The organism is Lysinibacillus sp. FSL K6-0057, assembly GCF_038630885.1.
GTDB lineage: Bacteria > Bacillota > Bacilli > Bacillales_A > Planococcaceae > Lysinibacillus > Lysinibacillus fusiformis_F.
Window position 1 is genome coordinate 3477184 of sequence record NZ_CP152047.1, and the last position, 18279, is coordinate 3495462.

General features: G+C 39.4%; 16 protein-coding genes and 1 other annotated feature. Of the genes, 3 read left to right on the plus strand and 13 right to left on the minus strand.

Translation table 11 applies throughout. The features are described 5' to 3' along the window. Nucleotides 1-25 precede the first annotated feature (25 nt). From trpA to MHB40_RS17370, 6 genes are read right to left on the minus strand one after another with little or no spacing between them, the layout of a single operon-like run. A complete protein-coding gene (trpA, locus tag MHB40_RS17345) occupies nucleotides 26-817 on the minus strand; it encodes a tryptophan synthase subunit alpha (protein WP_342533055.1) in 792 nt (263 codons plus the stop codon). Beyond that, nucleotides 814-2025, minus strand: a complete 1212-nt coding sequence (gene trpB / locus MHB40_RS17350) for a tryptophan synthase subunit beta (RefSeq protein WP_342534796.1) — start codon at nucleotides 2023-2025, stop codon at nucleotides 814-816. The genes trpA and trpB overlap by 4 nt, the downstream gene beginning before the upstream one ends. Continuing rightward, a complete protein-coding gene (locus tag MHB40_RS17355) occupies nucleotides 2025-2639 on the minus strand; it encodes a phosphoribosylanthranilate isomerase (RefSeq protein WP_342533056.1) in 615 nt (204 codons plus the stop codon). Before MHB40_RS17355 ends, trpB begins: the two co-directional genes overlap by 1 nt. Then, a complete protein-coding gene (gene trpC / locus MHB40_RS17360; protein ID WP_342533057.1) occupies nucleotides 2636-3427 on the minus strand; it encodes an indole-3-glycerol phosphate synthase TrpC in 792 nt (263 codons plus the stop codon). Before trpC ends, MHB40_RS17355 begins: the two co-directional genes overlap by 4 nt. Beyond that, a complete protein-coding gene (trpD, locus tag MHB40_RS17365; protein ID WP_342533058.1) occupies nucleotides 3427-4455 on the minus strand; it encodes an anthranilate phosphoribosyltransferase in 1029 nt (342 codons plus the stop codon). The genes trpC and trpD overlap by 1 nt, the downstream gene beginning before the upstream one ends. Continuing rightward, nucleotides 4455-5783 (minus strand): chorismate-binding protein, encoded by a 1329-nt coding sequence (locus MHB40_RS17370; RefSeq protein ID WP_342533060.1) that lies wholly within the window; start codon nucleotides 5781-5783, stop codon nucleotides 4455-4457. The genes trpD and MHB40_RS17370 overlap by 1 nt, the downstream gene beginning before the upstream one ends. A gap of 100 nt (nucleotides 5784-5883) precedes the next feature. Continuing rightward, nucleotides 5884-6124, minus strand: a binding site (T-box leader). A gap of 320 nt (nucleotides 6125-6444) precedes the next feature. On the opposite strand from MHB40_RS17370, the gene MHB40_RS17375 reads away from it, so the two are divergent. Further along, complete coding sequence (locus MHB40_RS17375; protein WP_342533061.1) at nucleotides 6445-8133, plus strand: methyl-accepting chemotaxis protein; 1689 nt, start codon at nucleotides 6445-6447, stop codon at nucleotides 8131-8133. A 107-nt stretch (nucleotides 8134-8240) separates the two neighbouring features. Here MHB40_RS17375 and secDF read toward each other — a convergent pair whose 3' ends face one another. Together secDF and MHB40_RS17385 are read right to left on the minus strand one after the other, a co-directional pair. Beyond that, nucleotides 8241-10508: a protein translocase subunit SecDF gene (secDF, locus tag MHB40_RS17380; protein WP_342533062.1), complete on the minus strand. Its 2268-nt coding sequence runs from the start codon at nucleotides 10506-10508 to the stop codon at nucleotides 8241-8243. Nucleotides 10509-10854: 346 nt separating this feature from the next. Continuing rightward, complete coding sequence (locus tag MHB40_RS17385; protein WP_205444633.1) at nucleotides 10855-11163, minus strand: post-transcriptional regulator; 309 nt, start codon at nucleotides 11161-11163, stop codon at nucleotides 10855-10857. 93 nt (nucleotides 11164-11256) lie between these two features. Here MHB40_RS17385 and MHB40_RS17390 point away from each other — a divergent pair, with 93 nt between their 5' ends. Next, the gene (locus MHB40_RS17390; protein ID WP_205444635.1) at nucleotides 11257-12774 is read left to right on the plus strand and encodes an oligosaccharide flippase family protein; all 1518 of its coding nucleotides are present in this window, start codon (nucleotides 11257-11259) and stop codon (nucleotides 12772-12774) included. Here the strand turns inward: MHB40_RS17390 and MHB40_RS17395 are convergent. After that, nucleotides 12771-13406, minus strand: a complete 636-nt coding sequence (locus MHB40_RS17395) for a DUF421 domain-containing protein (RefSeq protein ID WP_205444636.1) — start codon at nucleotides 13404-13406, stop codon at nucleotides 12771-12773. The genes MHB40_RS17390 and MHB40_RS17395 overlap by 4 nt on opposite strands. Nucleotides 13407-13545: 139 nt before the next feature. On the opposite strand from MHB40_RS17395, the gene MHB40_RS17400 reads away from it, so the two are divergent. Next, entirely contained in the window at nucleotides 13546-14409 is an 864-nt protein-coding gene (locus MHB40_RS17400) for a polysaccharide deacetylase family protein (RefSeq protein WP_342533065.1), read from the plus strand. 74 nt (nucleotides 14410-14483) lie between these two features. Here the strand turns inward: MHB40_RS17400 and yajC are convergent, their stop codons facing one another. From yajC to ruvB, 4 genes are all read right to left on the minus strand, one after another. Continuing rightward, on the minus strand, nucleotides 14484-14750 hold the full coding sequence (yajC, locus tag MHB40_RS17405) for a preprotein translocase subunit YajC (protein ID WP_205444640.1): 267 nt from the start codon (nucleotides 14748-14750) through the stop codon (nucleotides 14484-14486). A gap of 258 nt (nucleotides 14751-15008) precedes the next feature. Continuing rightward, the gene (gene tgt, locus MHB40_RS17410) at nucleotides 15009-16154 is read right to left on the minus strand and encodes a tRNA guanosine(34) transglycosylase Tgt (RefSeq protein ID WP_036075815.1); all 1146 of its coding nucleotides are present in this window, start codon (nucleotides 16152-16154) and stop codon (nucleotides 15009-15011) included. 57 nt (nucleotides 16155-16211) lie between these two features. After that, on the minus strand, nucleotides 16212-17252 hold the full coding sequence (gene queA, locus MHB40_RS17415; RefSeq protein WP_342441089.1) for a tRNA preQ1(34) S-adenosylmethionine ribosyltransferase-isomerase QueA: 1041 nt from the start codon (nucleotides 17250-17252) through the stop codon (nucleotides 16212-16214). Between the two features lie 17 nt (nucleotides 17253-17269). Beyond that, nucleotides 17270-18274: a Holliday junction branch migration DNA helicase RuvB gene (ruvB, locus tag MHB40_RS17420; protein WP_205444644.1), complete on the minus strand. Its 1005-nt coding sequence runs from the start codon at nucleotides 18272-18274 to the stop codon at nucleotides 17270-17272. Between the last annotated feature and the right edge of the window lie 5 nt (nucleotides 18275-18279).

The following is an 18279-nucleotide window of genomic DNA, read 5'->3' on the forward strand; positions in this document are numbered from 1 at the left end:
ATCACTACAAAAAAAGCCTACTCCCCTAAAGAGTAGACTTCTCTAACATACCTTTTGAAGCGGCTACCAATGCTTCCACTGTTGCCAAATCCCCTTCATGCAATGCTGTAACAATGGCACTACCGACAATCACGCCATCTCCCAAAGCCCCCATCTTTTTCACTTGCTCGGGTGTTGATATGCCAAAGCCTGCAAGCACAGGAATTGGACTTGCTTGACGTAGGCTTGCAAAATGCTGTTCTAAATTATCGGCAAAACGCGACCTTGCGCCTGTAATGCCATTGACGGTCACTGCATAAACAAAGCCCTGACTTGCTGAAGCAATACGAGCGATTCGCTCAGGTGGGCTTGTTAATGAGACGAGTTGCACAACATCGATGCCATATGGATTTAATGCCTCACGTAACAACTCACTTTCTTCCAATGGGACATCTGGTACAATTAATCCCTTCACTCCCCCAGCTACACAGGCTTGCGCAAAGGCCTCTAAGCCATACGCTAATACTGGATTGAAATAAGTCATGACTACGAGAGGCACTGTTATTTCATCTTTAAATGACGCAAGTGTTTGCAATACGTTTCTTAATGTCACTCCGGCTGCAAGTGCTCGTTCTCCTGCTCGTTCAATCGTTGGACCATCTGCGACAGGATCTGTAAAAGGAATCCCTACTTCAATAGCTGTTACCTCTAATTGCTGCAGTTTTAAAATAGTCGGCTTAATGGTCTCTAGCCCTCCATCACCTGCCATGATATAAGGTATAAAAGCTTTATGTCCTGCAACCTTTGCTTGTTCGATCGCTTGCTGTAAAGTCGTCATTTAACATCCCCTCCTAGTGCTGCTCGAACTGTGTGAACATCTTTATCTCCTCGACCAGATAAACACACCACAATAATTTGATCTTTTGTCATAGTCTTTGCAAGTTTTGCTGTGTAAGCAATGGCATGGGAACTTTCAAGCGCAGGTAGTATCCCCTCAGTTCGGCTTAATAATTGTAAGGCTTCCAGTGCTTCAGCATCTGTGATGGAGTCAAATTGTGCTCGACCAATATCATGTAAATAACAATGCTCTGGCCCTTTCCCTGGATAATCTAACCCAGCCGAAATAGAATGAGCTTCTTGGACAAAGCCGTTTTCGTCCTGTAATAAATACATGTAGGCGCCATGCAATACACCTAATTGTCCACCTGCGATGGCCGCTGCATGCTTCCCAGTTTCAAGACCACTTCCTGCCGCCTCCACACCGTATAAGGCAACTGATTCATCATCAACAAATGGATGAAACATACCGATTGCATTACTCCCGCCTCCAATACAGGCAACAACTGCATCTGGTAAACGACCCTCTTTTTGCATGATTTGCTTTCTTGTTTCTACCCCGATGACACGCTGAAAGTCTCGGACAATTTTCGGGAATGGATGTGGACCTAAGGCAGAGCCTAAAATATAATGGGTGTCCTCAACATTTGTCACCCAATAGCGTAGTGCAGCATTCACAGCATCCTTTAATGTTTTAGAACCACTTTCCACCGATTGAACTTTTGTGCCAAGCAGCTCCATACGAAAGACATTTAACTGCTGACGTTTGATATCTTCTGCACCCATAAAAACAACACATTCAAGATTTAATAATGCACATGCAGTAGCCGTTGCTACACCATGCTGACCAGCTCCTGTTTCAGCAACAATTTTCTTTTTGCCCATGCGTTTGGCTAGAAGTGCTTGCCCAATCGCATTATTAATTTTATGTGCACCTGTATGGTTTAAATCTTCGCGCTTTAAATAAATCTTTGCTCCATCTAGTGCCTTTGTTAAATTTTCTGCGTAATAGAGCGGTGTTTCACGTCCAACATACTCCTCTAAATAATAGGACAGCTCCTCTGTAAATACTGGATCTTTTAATGCTTCGTCATAGGCAATTTCTAATTCTAGCAAAGCTGTCATTAATGTTTCTGGCACAAATCGTCCGCCAAATTGCCCAAAACGTCCTTCCTTTGTCGGTACACTATTTGCTATTGATATTCCCATCATCTGCTCCCCCTCTTTACTGCCTGTAAAAATGCTTGTATTTTGGTAGAATCCTTGATTCCATCTGTTTCCACACCACTCGATACATCCACCATAAAAGGACCTACATCTGTAATAGCTGCTTCAATATTGTCTACATTGAGACCACCCGCTAATAGTAACTTTTCTTTCGGAATACCTACTTGCTCAAGCAGTGTCCAATCAAAAGTGTGACCACTCCCGCCTTTAAACTCTGTACCAGGCGCGTCGAATAAATAATAATCTACCTGATAGTTAGCAGCCGCTTGAACATCCTCTTGTCCTCGTATCGACAATGCCTTGATGGCAGGATAGCCTTGCTCCTGAATAAATGCTGGCGTTTCCTCCCCATGATATTGCACATAATCTAAAGGCACTCGCTCTACCGCTTCCTTTAATTCAGCTGGCGTTGGATTGACAAAGACACCTATTTTCAAAACGCCTTGTGGTACATGCTTCGCTAACTGTTGGGCTTGCTCAATGGATACACGACGTTTACTCGGTGCAAAAACAAAACCTATAGCATCTGCACCAGCATGAATCGCTGTTTTGACATGTGCTTGTTCCTGTAATCCACAAATTTTGACCTTTGTCATACTGATGCCCCCTCCTTACTTACCTGCAATTGGCGTAGTGCTTGCCCCGCATCCCCACTCCGCATTAATGCTTCACCTACAAGGACACCACTAGCCCCCATCAAGGCTACTTGCTTCGCATCTTCTTTTGACCATATACCGCTTTCACTAATTAATACTCGCTCCTCATCAAATGGAAACACATCGGCAATTTCTCTTGTGCGCTCTAGGCTTACTTCAAAGGTACGTAAATCTCGATTATTCACGCCAATTAACTTTGCATCTACTGCAAGTGCACGTTCAAGCTCCACACGATCGTGTACTTCCACTAAAACTTCTAGGCCTAAGCCCGTTGCATAGCTATATAAATCACGTAAGGCATCGTCTGTTAAAGCCGCTACAATTAATAAAATAATGGATGCACCTGCTGCCTTCGCAAATCGAATTTGCACCCGATCAATCATAAAATCCTTACAAAGAAGAGGCGTATCGACTGCACGAGCAACTGCTGCTAAATCTTCAAAGGAGCCTTCAAAAAACTCCTTGTCTGTTAAGACTGAAATAGCTGCTGCTCCTGCTTGTGCATAGACTTGTGCTTGAGCAACTGGGTCTGCCCCACCAGCAATTAATCCCTTGGAAGGTGAGGCACGCTTCATTTCAGCAATGACTTGTAGTGTATGGGCTTGACGCAATGTCTCAACTAATGATGGACGTGGCGTTTCAGTAAAATTTGCTAAAGGATCTGGCTGCTCTAATAAAGCGCCTACCTCGATCTTCTTTTGCTGTAAAATTTTATTGAGTATATTCATTACCCTACCTCCACTTCTTTAATTTGCTTGCTATAGGTAACAGCCGCTTCTAATTTTTGTCGTGCTCGCCCACTAAAAATACTTTCCTTTGCCATGGCTACACCTTCTTTAATGGTTTCTGCTTGACCATAACCAAATAAGCCGATACCAGCATTTAATACTACTGTATCTAAATAAGGACTCTGCTCCCCAGCCAATATTTTTTGCATAATCACTGCATTTTCATCTGCATTGCCACCACGGATGGCCTCTAAAGGTGCCGTTTGAAGACCGATATCTTCTGCAGTTAGGGAAAAGGGAATTAGATCCCCTTTATCTACTAAAACCAATGTATTTTGCCCTGCTAATGAAGCCTCATCTAAGCCTTGTGGTCCGGAAACGACAATGGCCCGCTCACGTCCAAGCATTTGTAAGACTGAGGCATATTCCATAACAAAATTCGGTCGATTAATGCCCGTAAATTGTGTGGACAATGGGACTGGATTTGTTAAAGGGCCAACAAGATTAAAGATCGTTGGTTTACCTAATGAACGGCGAACTTCACCAATTCTTTTTAATTTCGGATGGACATTCGGTGCATAAATAAAAGCGATTCCCTCTCTCTCTAGCAAATCGACTGTTTGTGGGATGGTAATTGCTGTATGAATACCTAGTGCTTCTAACACATCTGAGCTACCAGAGGAGGAAGAGATTTTACGGTTCCCATGTTTGGCAATTTTGACACCTGCTCCAGCTAACACGAAAGCAGAAGCTGTACTTATGTTAAAGGTATGAAGACCATCTCCCCCTGTACCGCAATTATCCATATAGTGATCTTCCTTTACGGCTACATCGAGAGCAAAAGATCGCATAGTGGTCGCTAATGCTGCTACTTCATGTGCAGTTTCTCCCTTCGCAGATAAAGCTGTTAAAAAGCTGGCCATTTCTTCTTTAGGTGTGTCATCCTGAAACAACCATTGGGCTGCCTGCAACATTTCTTCGTATATGAGATGTGTTCCCTGCAGTACTTTCTGTTGTAATTGCTCCATTAGTTTCGCCCTCCATTGTTCACCAGTAACTGTAAAAATGCCTGTTCTTCCGCTTGCACTTTTTGTAAAACGTTTTCCACATTTGTATACTTGGTCATAGTTATTGTTGATTGCATATGCATAGTATCCTGTTTAATCACAATAGATTGCCCTGTTAAGGCAAAATCCAAATGACCATTAAACCCAATAAAGCCAAGAGCACCAAAATTACCAGCTGTATGCGGAAAATCCGTTGCTGAACTTGGTGATATAGTTGCTGCTAAAACATCAAGGGCATGCAGCATTGGTAAGAGCTTTCCCTCAATCCTAGATGTCATATGCAGTGCCTTTTTTGACCTCTGGATACGCATAGCCTCCATGACCTGAACAGAATCCGGGAAACAAACCGACTGTAATTCTTGCTGAACAGCACTAACAAGAAGTGCATGCGATTGTCTAATGCTCGCATGGTTGTATAATTGGCGTTCATTTTCTAAATCTTCATTTTTTGTCTCCCCTCGTGGGCATGTTCCCTCTGTAGGCGTCGCAATAACTCTTTCACCTTTTACTCGGATTAAACTTTCAGGAGAAGTACCTAACACAACATGATCCTCAAATTCTACATAATACAGATAAGATGCAGGCTTTTTTTTGCGCAGTTGCCGATACAAAGCCAACGTATCACCTTGAAAGTTGGCTACATCACGCTTCGGCAGAACTACTCTTGTTATGTCATCATGTAAATTGGCTTGCATTGTCTGTAAAACCGTTGCAAATGATTCATTTGTTGTAGCATCAAGTGGTTGATAACGATAAGATGCTTCGTCACTGATCTGCCCATTTACTATTTGTTGAGCCAATTCTTCCAAATCAGGTTGTTGTTTTTCTGCATCAATATTTGTATGAATCAATGTCACTTCATCTGTTTGATGATCGAATACAATGATTGTTTCATAGACATGAAAATGAGCATCAGGCAGTTCTATTTTCTTGTCTACGAACATCGTTGTGCCGCCAAAACCTATATATCCGACAGCACCACCTGAAAAAGGAAATTGTGTCGTATTGGAGATGCGTGGCATGAGTCGTTTAAGAAGGACAAAGAGCTCACCTTTATGCACATATGTTTTCCCTGTTTTATAGGAAACCTCTTGGATTTCTTCGCCCACTCCTTTATATGTTTTTCGTGGATTGGCACCAATAAATGAATACCTTCCTGCTCCTTCATGTTGAGCAGAACTTTCCAATAAAAATTTATGTTTTCCCTGTAAACGCCTGAAAATTAAAATAGGTGTTAAGGAATCGCCATTGATGGTTTTCATTTTTGTTCTTGAACTCGTTGTTTGCATAGCTATTTTGCTCCTTTTTTCAAAGATTCCTTTAGCTAATGTTTAGACGAATGCTGAATGAAAATAAAAAAGCCCTCTGCAAAAAGGATTATTCCTAATTGCAGAGGACGATTATGACCGCGTTGCCACCTCATATTAGAGCATATGCTCTCACTTTTGTGCTTTTCATCATATGTATGTTAAACCACACCTTGAAAGCACCCCTATAACGTGGGGAATCACGTTCGCTTTTTATAAGCGACTCTCATAAGTCCATTCACATAAGCTGTAAATCAGTTTACACCATCCACTGACTCTCTTTATTACACACTTATGCTACTACTCTTATTCAACAATTTCTCAGCTATTCTCATCTAAACTCAGCTCATCTGTTCTTTGGCTGACCTCGCTCCCGAGACCTTCTACCTTGACCGAACAAAAAGTTAGCCTTAATTCTATGCCAATCCAATACTATTGTCAATCAATTCTGACGAAAAAAGTTTAAATACCTATTTTATCAGAACAATCAAAAGTAGGTATATTATCCTTCTATAAAAATTTATTAGAGAAGAATATTTCCTACTATTGAAAATCCCTTGAGTATTGACCATGTAAATATATCAAGTTATAGTAATTTCAGAGCATCAATTTTTTCCATATAATAAAAGAAAGTAGGAAGTTTATGTCCGTTCGCAAAAAATTAAATCTAGGATTCATTTCCTTAACCTGTTTACTTCTTATCTCAAGCATCGTATCATTTATTCAATTTAAAACAACACAGAATGATTTAGAAGAAGTATTGAAGCATCGTATGGTGCAAATCCAATTAACGGATAAAATACAACAACAACTTGCGTCTCAAGGCTTATTTTTACGCTCCTATATTTTAAATAATCAGGATGAAACAGCTAAGGCCAATTTAGAGCGCTATGAAAAGTTGTTACCTGAAACAGTGAATGAACTTTCTACTATTGTTCGATCAGATTATACAAAAAATATTATGCAGCAAATCACAGAATTGCAAAAAGAGTTACTATCAAATTCACAGAAAGCTTTGCAAGCGTTTAATAATGGCGATACAGATTTAGCGCTCTCTATTGTTAACCATGATGTCACAAAATACAATAAGGACATATTCAAGTTAACAACCGATTTATTAGCTTATCACGATGAACAGCTTCAAAAGGTGGATCAATCTATTAATCATACCGTTTCACGTGCTATTGTCATTGCTATGAGCCTTCTAATTGCTAGTATCATAATCGGTTTATATTTTATGTATTTTGTCAAAAACTCCATTGTCCTGCCACTACGGAAAGCCATTGGAGCAGCAGATACATTAGCACAAGGTGATTTAACGATCACTGAGCTTGACCATCAATCAAAAGATGAAATCGGCACACTTGCAAATGCAGTCAATACATTAAAACAAAATCTAGCTGGCCTAATGACTAACATACAAGATAGCGCATCCCATTTATCAGCTGTCTCAGAAGAGCTTTCTGCTAGTACAGAAGAAGTAACCACAACCTCTGATGATATTGCTCAAAGACTTCAAGAAAACGTAACACATGTCACTTCTTCTGCTAGTGCCTCTCAGCAAAGTGCTGTGGCAATGGATGAAACAGCATCAGGAGTTCAACGTATTGCGGAGGCGACCCAAAGTCTTCACCACAATGCAGAAAATCTGACTCAGCTTGCCCTCACAGGCGGAGCAACCATTACAACAGCAAAAGAACAGATGGATATGATTGCACGAGCAACTTCTGACATTGCAACCTTAACGCAAAAACTAAGTAAGCAATCAGAAGAAATCGGACAAATTACAACAGTGATTACAGCTATCTCAGAGCAAACAAATTTACTGGCACTGAATGCTGCCATTGAAGCAGCGAGAGCTGGAGAACATGGGAAAGGCTTTGCAGTAGTAGCAGATGAGGTACGTAAACTTGCTGAGGAATCGAATCAATCTGCCAATCAAATCGTTGCTATTACGAAAGAAATCCTAACAGATACACGAAATGTTGCTGCCTCTGTCGACAATGGTTTAGCTTCTGTACAGGATGGCGTAGCCAAAATTCATGAGGCTGGAGATGCTTTCTACTCCATCACCTCTGCGGTTGCAGCATTCACAGAGCAAATTGAAGAAATTTCTGCTACATCTGAAGAAATCTCTGCCAGTGCTGAGCAGGTTGCAGCCTCTGTCACGGAAATTGCCAATGTCTCTAATCAATCAGCAACTAATTCTCAAATGATTGCAGAATCTGTTGACGAGCAAGTTGCAACAATGCAGCAAGTAAATGCTGTTGCAGAAGAATTAAGTGAAAATGCGCAACAGCTACAAGGCTTCATTCAGCAATTTAAATTATAAATACTATACGAAAAATCTGCTGCTTTTTATAAAAGTTAGCAGATTTTTTGCATGCAAAAAAAGCAGGGAATAGAAAACCATTCGTTTTCCATTCTCTGCTCACTATATTATACAGTAGGTTCGTCTGTACCCCATTGTTTTTTCTCTTTTTTGCGTAGCTGTCCATCTGATTTATTCATCTCACGAATTTTTAATGAATACCAGATTTGAGCTGCGATACAGATTGAAGAATACATACCTGTAATTAAACCAATCAATAACGCGATAGAGAAGTTTTGAATAGATGGCGCACCAAAAATTAATAGGGCTATTACAACGATAATAACAGTTAATACTGTATTAACCGAACGTCCCATTGTTTGGCGTAGCGATTTATTCACGATATTCGCCAATACTTCACGATCGTTAATTGTATCATAACGATCTAAGTTTTCACGCATACGGTCAAAGGTAACGATCGTATCATTGATGGAATAACCAACAATTGTTAACACAGCCGCAATAAACGTAATATCTACTTCTAAACGCATGAAGCTAAAGACAGCCACGATTAAGAATACATCATGCAATAATGAAACAATTGCACCAATACCCATGCGCCATTCAAAGCGAATTGCCACATAAATGATGATCCCTATTGCAGCAAGAGATAAAGCCTTAATCGCATTTTTTACAAGTTCCTTACCAACTGTAGGCGATACGGTACTTACAGCTGGTTCATGACCATATTTTTCGCCAGCTACTTTTTTAAATTCTAAAATTTCTGCTTGTGTAAGGTCCTCTTTATAGCGAATGACTGCTGTATTACTTTTCTCACCGGAGAGTATGATATCTTCTGATGAAAAATCAATGCTATCTAGATATTTGGATACTTCTTCTTTCGTTAATGTTTGGTCAGATTCAATTTGGACACGAGTACCGCTTGAGAAATCAATTCCTAGGTTTAGACGGAAAATACCAATAACTACTAAACCAGCCACTAAAATGGCTAATGAGAATGTATAGAATTTCTTACGGTTGTGAACAAAATCAAATCGATCAAATTTCGTTGATAAATCTAATGCACCAATATTTTCATCCAGACTATGTTGTTTTGATTTTGCAATACCATACCATGCTGGATTATTGAAATAGCCACTGTTAACAAGTAGCCCTAATAGGACACGTGAACCCCAAACTGCTGTTAAGAAGCTCAATAAAATACTAATAATTAATGTTGTAGCAAATCCTTTAACAGAGCTTGTTCCCCATTGAAACAATACTGCTGCAGCTAATAAAGTTGTCAACTGTGCATCGATAATGGCTGATAAAGATTGTTTAGAACCAATTTGGAAAGCTTGTTTAGCAGAATAGCCTACTCGAAGCTCTTCACGAATACGTTCTGCCGCTAAAATATTGGCATCTACAGCCATCCCAATACCAAGCACAATGGCCGCAATACCTGGAAGCGTTAATACCGCATTAATCCAGTCAAAGACTACCAATACTAGGAATGTGAACACAGCCAGTGTAATGATGGAAATAAAGCCTGGTAAACGATAGTAGAATAGCATAAATATGAATATGATGACTACGCCGACTATCCCAGCAAAAATAGTGCTTTTCAATGCTGCGTCACCGAATTGAGCACCAACAGAAGTTGAATAAATTTCATCAAGCTTTACAGGTAATGCCCCAGCATTTAAAATATCAGCTAAATTTTTAGTTTCTTCAACAGAGAAATTACCGCTAATCATAACATCTGTTGTATTTAATGTTTGACTAACTGTTGCTGCAGATGCATAGCGAGGCTTTGCTTTTTGTGATTCCGCTTTATAGGAATCAACACCCTCTTCAAAGTCTAACCATACAACCAGTAAATTTTGGCCTGCAGGTTTCGCCGCAATTTTACTTGTTATATCAGCAAATTTTTTCGCATCTTTTAAAGTTAAGGATACAATCGGACGATTTTGTTGGTCAAAAGAGCCTTTAGCACCGTTTGCTTTCAAATCGTCTCCATCCAATAATAAATTATCATCAACATCACGGAATGTTAAATTCGCAGAAGTGGACAATAACTTACGTGCCGATTCCTGATCCTCAACACCAGCTAATTGCACGCGAATACGATTTTTGTCCTCAACCTGAATACTCGGTTCACTAACCCCCATCGTATTTACACGTTCACCAAGTGCAGTGGATGTTGCTGTGACAATTTCTGGTGTAATTTTTTGTCCTTCTTTTAATTCTTTTACCTCGTAAAGCACTTCAAACCCGCCCTGTAAGTCAAGACCAAGCTTGATGTCCTTTAAGACGCCGTTTACAGTCGTACTAATTCCTGCTGCAAAAAGCACTAGAATTAATAAGAATGCAACTATACGACTTTTTAGTTTCATCAATAAATCCTCCTCGAATTGGTGTAAGGGCTGTCCTTACACGCCAAACAAGTAACTAGCAATACCTTTTGAAACGTTTAATCCTCCTTTGCATCTAGAATCGTGTTACCTGTGCTTCAAAAAGGTTGCTTTACTTATTTCAATCGTTCATAACGCGCAAGTTTATCTTTGTATTATTAGGTACTAGTCTTCCAAATGTCAATAAAAGCATAGGAGACTTATGTAAGTAAGAACTTATTCAAAATAAAAAAAGCGCAACACACTTATTATGAAACAGGTTGCGCTTGGTGTCAATTCAACACATATAGGATTCTTTGAATTATTGTAAAATTTGACACAGCATTGATTACGTTCTGACTGGACCAAGCAGTAATTGTAACTCTTCTGTATTGACTTCTCCAAACCAATTATTACTTTGTAAAAACTCTACTTGATTAAATGAGACGATATCAGATGGTGATACCGAAAAAATGGTAGAAATGACTTCATGTAAACGTAGCTGTTCAACTTTCTTTTTACGCCATTTTTTTTCAATACAGTAGCGCCAAAGTTCTTCTGCCGTAATAGCATTGTATTGATAATGCTGGAACTCTGCTATCTTACTATCAATTGCCGGACGAATCTTTTCAAATAGTTGCTCATACTGCATACTCATTTTGAATCATCTCCAATCAAAGTCGTAACGTAAGACATGCTTGCATACAAATAGTGTAAATGAATTTTTGCGGCTTGAGAAGGGACGGATGGCATGAGTTCTTTTGTACGAGGTACATTATTTTTAATGTTTGTGATTTTTTTATCTAAACTTTTTGGCTTCTTTTATAGAATGCAATTTATGCGGATTGCTGGTGAAGAAGCTGTCGGCATTTATATGACCGTCTATCCAGCATTTATTTTCTTCATCTCACTCATTCAACTAGGACTACCTATCGCTGTGGCTAAAATAGTGGCTGAATTACTAGCAAAAAATAAACGTGAGAACATCTTTGGTGTCATGCGTACAGCCATTCTTTGGTCATTCATTGGCATGATCATTTTTATGCCACTCATTGCACTAACAATACCATATATTTCTACAACGCTATTACATAATGAACAGACAACATTTACACTATGGATTGCACTCTTTGCTGTACCAGTATCAGTTGGATCTGGCTTATTACGTGCTTATTTACAAGGTGTCGCTAAAATTACACCGACTGCATGGGCACAAATGATTGAACAAATTGTACGTATTAGCTTCATTACTTTAATGCTACCTTATGTAGCTAATTACAATAATGCTGCTGTTACAGCTGCTGCGGCAATGGGCATTACGCTTCTTGCTGAAGTTGTAGCATTCCTGTATTTATGGCTGCACTATATCGTCTCGAAAAAGAAATTACTGACACGAAAAACTAAAATTGAAGGGTATCCAGCATCACCAATGTTGCGTATTGCCCTTCCCTCTGCAGGTAGTAAGCTTTTTGGTTCTTTCACTTGGTTTTTAGAGCCGATTATCTTTTTAAAAGCTTTGACTGTTGCCGGTTTAACTGCATCTGCTGCCACTATTTTATATGGTGTCATTTCAGGTGTTTTGGTGCCATTACTGTTATTTCCTGCGTTTGTATCAACAGCCTTATCGATTGTGCTCATTCCAGCTGTGAGTGATGCCGTCGCTCGTCAGCACATCCCGCTACTACAGGAACGAATTTCGGTGTCCCTAAGATTATCTTCTTTAGTAGGTTGCTTTGCTGCTACGTATTTCTTTGTGCACGGAGATGAATTAGCCATGAAGCTTTTCCATTTAGAAGAAAATCGTGGGTACGTTAAAATTTTAGCACCTATTTTTTATTTTTATTATATTCAAAGCCCTCTACATTCCATCTTACAGGCGATTGGTGAGGCAAGAGCAGCCATGATGAACTCCATATATGGTGGGCTAGGTAAACTATTTGTGATGTTTGTACTTGCCTCTCAACCAGGTATCCAGGAAAAAGGTGCTGTTGTAGCCATTGGCTTTGGTGTTTTACTGACGTCCTTCTTGCATATTGCAACAGTGAGACAACGAAAAAACCTGCGTGCAGGCTTTAGAATGTTTGTCGTACCTTATAGTTGCTTTATCGCCGTTTGCGTCGTACAGTATTTCCTCATCCCAATACTGTCACTACCATTTATTTTAAATAGTGGTGTCACATTATTTTTACTATTCACTTTTCTATTATTTACCAATCAGTTGCGTATTACGGATTTCCGCTACATCAAAAAATTGGCGAAGAAAGTTTAGGATTCCTTTAATTGGATATGCAACTTATTGTCTTCCCAAATACAAAAAAATACCGTTTCACTGTCAGTAATATTATTTTTTGCTAGCTCACCCATTAGCCATTCCACATCTTTATGCATGGTAAATAAATGTCTTTCTTGGATATCACCGTCGATAATCAATGGGTACACAAAGGCTTTTTCATCTTTTTTATAGACAGAAAGATTGCCTGAAGGCTCTAAATACGCAAAGGCTACATCTGTCACCGATGCGATTCCGTTTTCTCGTAATTGCTGACATAAATCATCTAAATTATAGCGGTGTTTTCTCATCTCACTCTCTAAAATAACACCGTTTTTTACTAATAAAGCAGGGTCACCATCCACTAAGTCACGTATTTTTTTGAACTTTAATGACAAAAAGGCACTTAATATTTGAATAAAGAGCAAAATAATGATAGGTAGTATCGCATTAAAGAGAGGATTTTTATAATCGTCTAGGGCGAAGGCTGCCACTTCCGCAATTAATACAAATACGACCAAATCGATGACTGATAATTCACCTACTTCTCGTTTGCCCATTAAACGGAAAACGATGATGATAAACACATATAAAAAGCAAGTTCTAAAAATAATATGGTAATATTCTTCCATAGAAACACACCCCCATACTATCAAGGTGACCTTACTTATTGTTTTTTATACAGTATTCAAGGAATAGTTCCTACTTGTTCGTACACACTAACAAAGAGCTAGATGCTTACCACTATAAACATGCAAACAAGGTGAGAACATGACAAGGAAAATAATTGTTTTCGTTTTTGTTTATATTCTTTTTCTTATTAAGCCTTATTCTATTTATGGGTACCACGAACAGGAAATACCTATTCTTATGTACCATCATTTAGAGGAAAATATAAACAATAATACAGTTATTTCACCCGAAAACTTCGAAAATCAAATGAAATTACTTAAAATGGAAGGGTATCATGCCATTTCTGCCCAGCAATTATATGATTACTTAAACGGCCAAACACCGTTACCTCAAAAGCCTGTATTAATTACCTTTGACGATGGCTATTTTAGTAATTATGAAAAAGCTTACCCGATATTGAAAAAATATGGTATGCATGCAGAAATTTTCGTGATTGCAAGCCGAATCCTAGGGAATAACGAAAACAATCACTATCCAAATGAATCAGCAAAGATGAGTTGGGATCAATTGAAGGAAATGAAGGATTATATTACAATCCAGAGTCATACTTGGGATTTACATTATAAATTACCTTCAGAAAACGGTAAACTAAATGGCGCTGTATTCGGCCCTAGTTTTGTGAATGGGCAGCTAGAAAGTCAGGATGCCTATGAAGACAGAGTTAGAAATGATTTTATTCGCTCAAGAAAAATAATTAAAGAAAAATTAGGTTATGAGCCAATTGCTATAAGCTATCCTTATGGGATTTATTCACTCTCCACCTTAAAAATAGCCAAAGAAGCTGGGTTTAAGATGGCCTTTGTTATACAAAATAAACATGTGAAAAAGGGCGATGCCATATTTACGTTAAGCAGAATCACTATTAATGGCAATGATACTGGTGAAGCCTTCATTCATAAATTAAAAGCTACACCTGAAAAAACATATAAGCAAGCAGCATAGACAGCACTAACCATCAGTTATATAAAAAAGACTTACAATATAGCTATTGCCTATTGTAAGCCTTTTCTTCTTTGTTACTGATTGTCATTGACAATTCGTCCAATTGCTTGACGGTCAAATTTTACTCGTACATTGTCAGCGATTTTTAATGTCACTGCTGAGTCTTCAATTGCATCAATAACACCGTGTAAACCACCGATTGTAATGACTTTATCTCCACGTTGCAAACTAGTTTGCATATTTTGTGTTTCCTGCTGTCTTTTTTTAGCAGGACGGATTAAGATAAACCACATTGCAACGAACATTAATAATATTGGTGCTAATCCTAGTAATTGATCCATAATAGCATCTTGCCCCCTTTCCAAATCTCACTTTTTTAGTATAGACTATTCCACCATTAAAAAGCGATGGACAAGCCTAAAAATTTTCTCATTTACTAATATTTTTTCTATGATTGACAATATTTTGCTAGAAATATTCACTTTTTACAAAGTTTTGAATGATTTGCAAAACTATTGCTATTGATTATGGACATTAGGGGATGCCTAATGTCCTTTTTTCATTTGATTTAGCGCATGGAATGATCATATCCGTCTAGCTTAAAAGTTTTTTGCGTCTGGCCCATTAAAGCCGTATTTTTCAAAGAACTCTTCACGGAAGTCACCAAGGCGGTCTTGACGAATTGCTTCACGTACTTGCTCCATCAATTTCAATAGGAAGTGTAGATTATGATAAGATGTTAAACGAATACCGAACGTTTCTTCCGTGCGAATAAGGTGACGAACATAGGCACGAGAATAATTTTTACATGTATAGCAATCACAGTTAGGATCAATTGGACCAAAGTCACGTGCATATTTTGCATTTTTCACCACTAGACGTCCTTCAGATGTCATCAGTGTTCCATTACGTGCAATACGTGTTGGCAATACACAGTCAAACATATCAATCCCACGAATGGCCCCATCAATTAAAGAATCTGGTGAGCCAACACCCATTAAATAACGTGGTTTATTTTCAGGCATCATTGGCGTAGTAAATTCTAAAACGCGGTTCATCACATCTTTCGGTTCACCGACAGATAATCCACCAATCGCATAGCCAGGGAAATCTAGTTCCACTAACGCTTCAGCTGAGCGGCGGCGTAAATCTTCGTACTCTCCGCCTTGAATAATCCCAAATAAACCTTGCTCCTCTGGACGCTGATGTGCTTCCTTACAGCGTTTTGCCCAACGAGTTGTACGATCGACTGATTGCAGCATATAGTCATGTGTTGCAGGATATGGTGGACATTCATCAAAGGCCATCATAATATCAGAGCCTAAATCATTTTGAATTTCCATCGCCTTTTCTGGGCTCAAAAATAGTTTATCGCCATTGAGGTGATTACGGAAATGAACGCCTTCCTCCTCAATTTTTCGGAATTGACTAAGTGAAAATACTTGGAAACCACCTGAATCCGTTAAAATTGGACGATCCCAGTTCATAAATTTATGAAGCCCGCCTGCTTCTTTAACAATATCATTACCTGGACGAAGCCATAAATGGTACGTATTGGACAGGATGATGCCGGCATTCATCTCTTTTAATTCCTCTGGTGACATGGTCTTAACCGTTGCTTGTGTGCCAACAGGCATAAATGCTGGTGTTTCAAAGGAGCCATGCGGTGTATGCACGATGCCAAGGCGTGCTCCTGTTTGTTTACATGTATGAAGTAGTTCATATCGAATTGCTGGTTGTGTCATAAAATAAATAATCCTCTCTTATCTGAAGTAAAAACAGTACTCCGATTTTATCCACTATTATTTTTTTGGACGTATAAACATAGCATCGCCAAAACTAAAGAAGCGATATTTTTCCTCTACAGCTTGCTGATAAGCACTTAAAATGGTCTCTCGTGTGGCTAGCGTACTGACAAGCATGACCAGTGTTGATTTTGGTAAATGGAAGTTTGTGATTAACCCATCTACCACCGTAAAGTTGTAGCCTGGATAAATGAAAATAGACGTCCAACCTTGTTCTGCTCGCACTTCTCCCTCATATTTCGAACCAATTGTCTCCAATGTACGAGTAGAGGTTGTCCCAACAGCTATAACCTTGCCGCCGTTACGCTTTACTCGATTAATCGTATCTGCTGCTTGTTCGGTAACACTATAGAATTCCGCATGCATTTCATGGTTCTCAATCGAATCTACACTAACGGGACGGAAAGTGCCCAGACCTACATGTAGCGTAATAAAGACAACCTCTACCCCTTTAGCCTTCACTTGTGCTAATAGCTCCTCTGTAAAATGCAGTCCTGCTGTAGGTGCTGCAGCCGAGCCACGCTCTTTGGCATAAACGGTTTGATAACGATCTTTGTCCTCTAGTTTTTCACGAATATATGGAGGTAACGGCATTTCACCAAGTTGCTCTAATATTTCATAAAAGATGCCATCATAATGAAATTCAAATGTACGTCCGCCATGTTCAAGCTCACCTGTACAAGTAGCTGTTAATAAACCGTCACCAAATGTGATGACTGTTCCTACTTTTACACGCTTTGCTGGTTTTACAAGTGTTTCCCACTGATCTGTACCAGCCAATTGCTTTAATAGTAATACTTCTATATGTGCCCCTGTTTCCTCCTTCACACCCATTAAGCGAGCAGGTAAAACTCTTGTATCATTTAGTACAAGACAGTCTCCAGCATGTAGCTCCTCTAAAACATGAGCAAAATGGTGGTGCTCCACTTTATTTGAGCCTGGTGTCACGACCATTAATCGACTCGCTGTACGATCGACTAAAGGCGTTTGGGCAATAAGCTCCTCTGGTAATTCAAAATCAAAATCTTCTACACGCATGAAAATAACTTCCTTCTTTATGTTTGTTGGGGATACTCATATCCAAAATGTTCGTAGGCTAAATGTGTGGCCACTCTTCCTCTTGGTGTACGTTGAATAAGGCCAATTTGCATCAAATAAGGCTCGTATACATCTTCTATTGTAACTCGTTCTTCACCAATCGATGCAGCAAGTGTATCTAAGCCTACTGGACCTCCTTGGAACCGCTCAATCATGTTGGTTACAAGTTTATGGTCAATATGATCAAGCCCTCTAGGATCTACTTGTAACAGCTCTAACGCTTGCTGTGCAAGACCCTCCGTTATCATACCATCTCCAAGCACTTGTGCATAATCTCGCACTCGTTTCAATAAACGATTGGCAATTCGAGGTGTTCCACGTGAGCGCCTCGCCATTTCCGTTGCTGCTATTTGCTCAATTTCTACCTCAAACAAATGAGCACTTCGCACAACAATTTCGGCAAGCGATTGATCATCGTAATATTCTAAGCGTAGTAACACTCCAAAACGATCCCTTAAAGGAGCTGATAATGCACCAGCTCTTGTTGTTGCACCTACAAGGGTAAAGGGAGGTAATTCAAGTCGTACAGAACGTGCTTCAGGGCCCTTCCCCACCACAATATCTAAACAGAAGTCTTCCATTGCTGGATATAAAACTTCTTCAATAGCACGGGGGAGTCGATGGATTTCATCTATAAATAAAACGTCCCCAGGCTCTAGTGAACTTAAAATAGCTGCCAAATCTCCAGGACGCTCAATCGCGGGTCCACTTGTCATGCGTACATTGACATTCATCTCATTCGCAATAACAGCAGCTAATGTCGTTTTACCAAGTCCCGGAGGTCCATATAACAACACATGATCTAAACTTTCTTGGCGAAGCTTTGCCGCTTCAATGAATATTTGTAAGTTTTCCTTTACTTTATGTTGCCCAATATACTGCGCTAATTTTTGAGGGCGTAAAGATAATTCAAACTGCTCATCATAGCTACCTGCTTCACTTGCCATCATACGTTCAGACATGCACC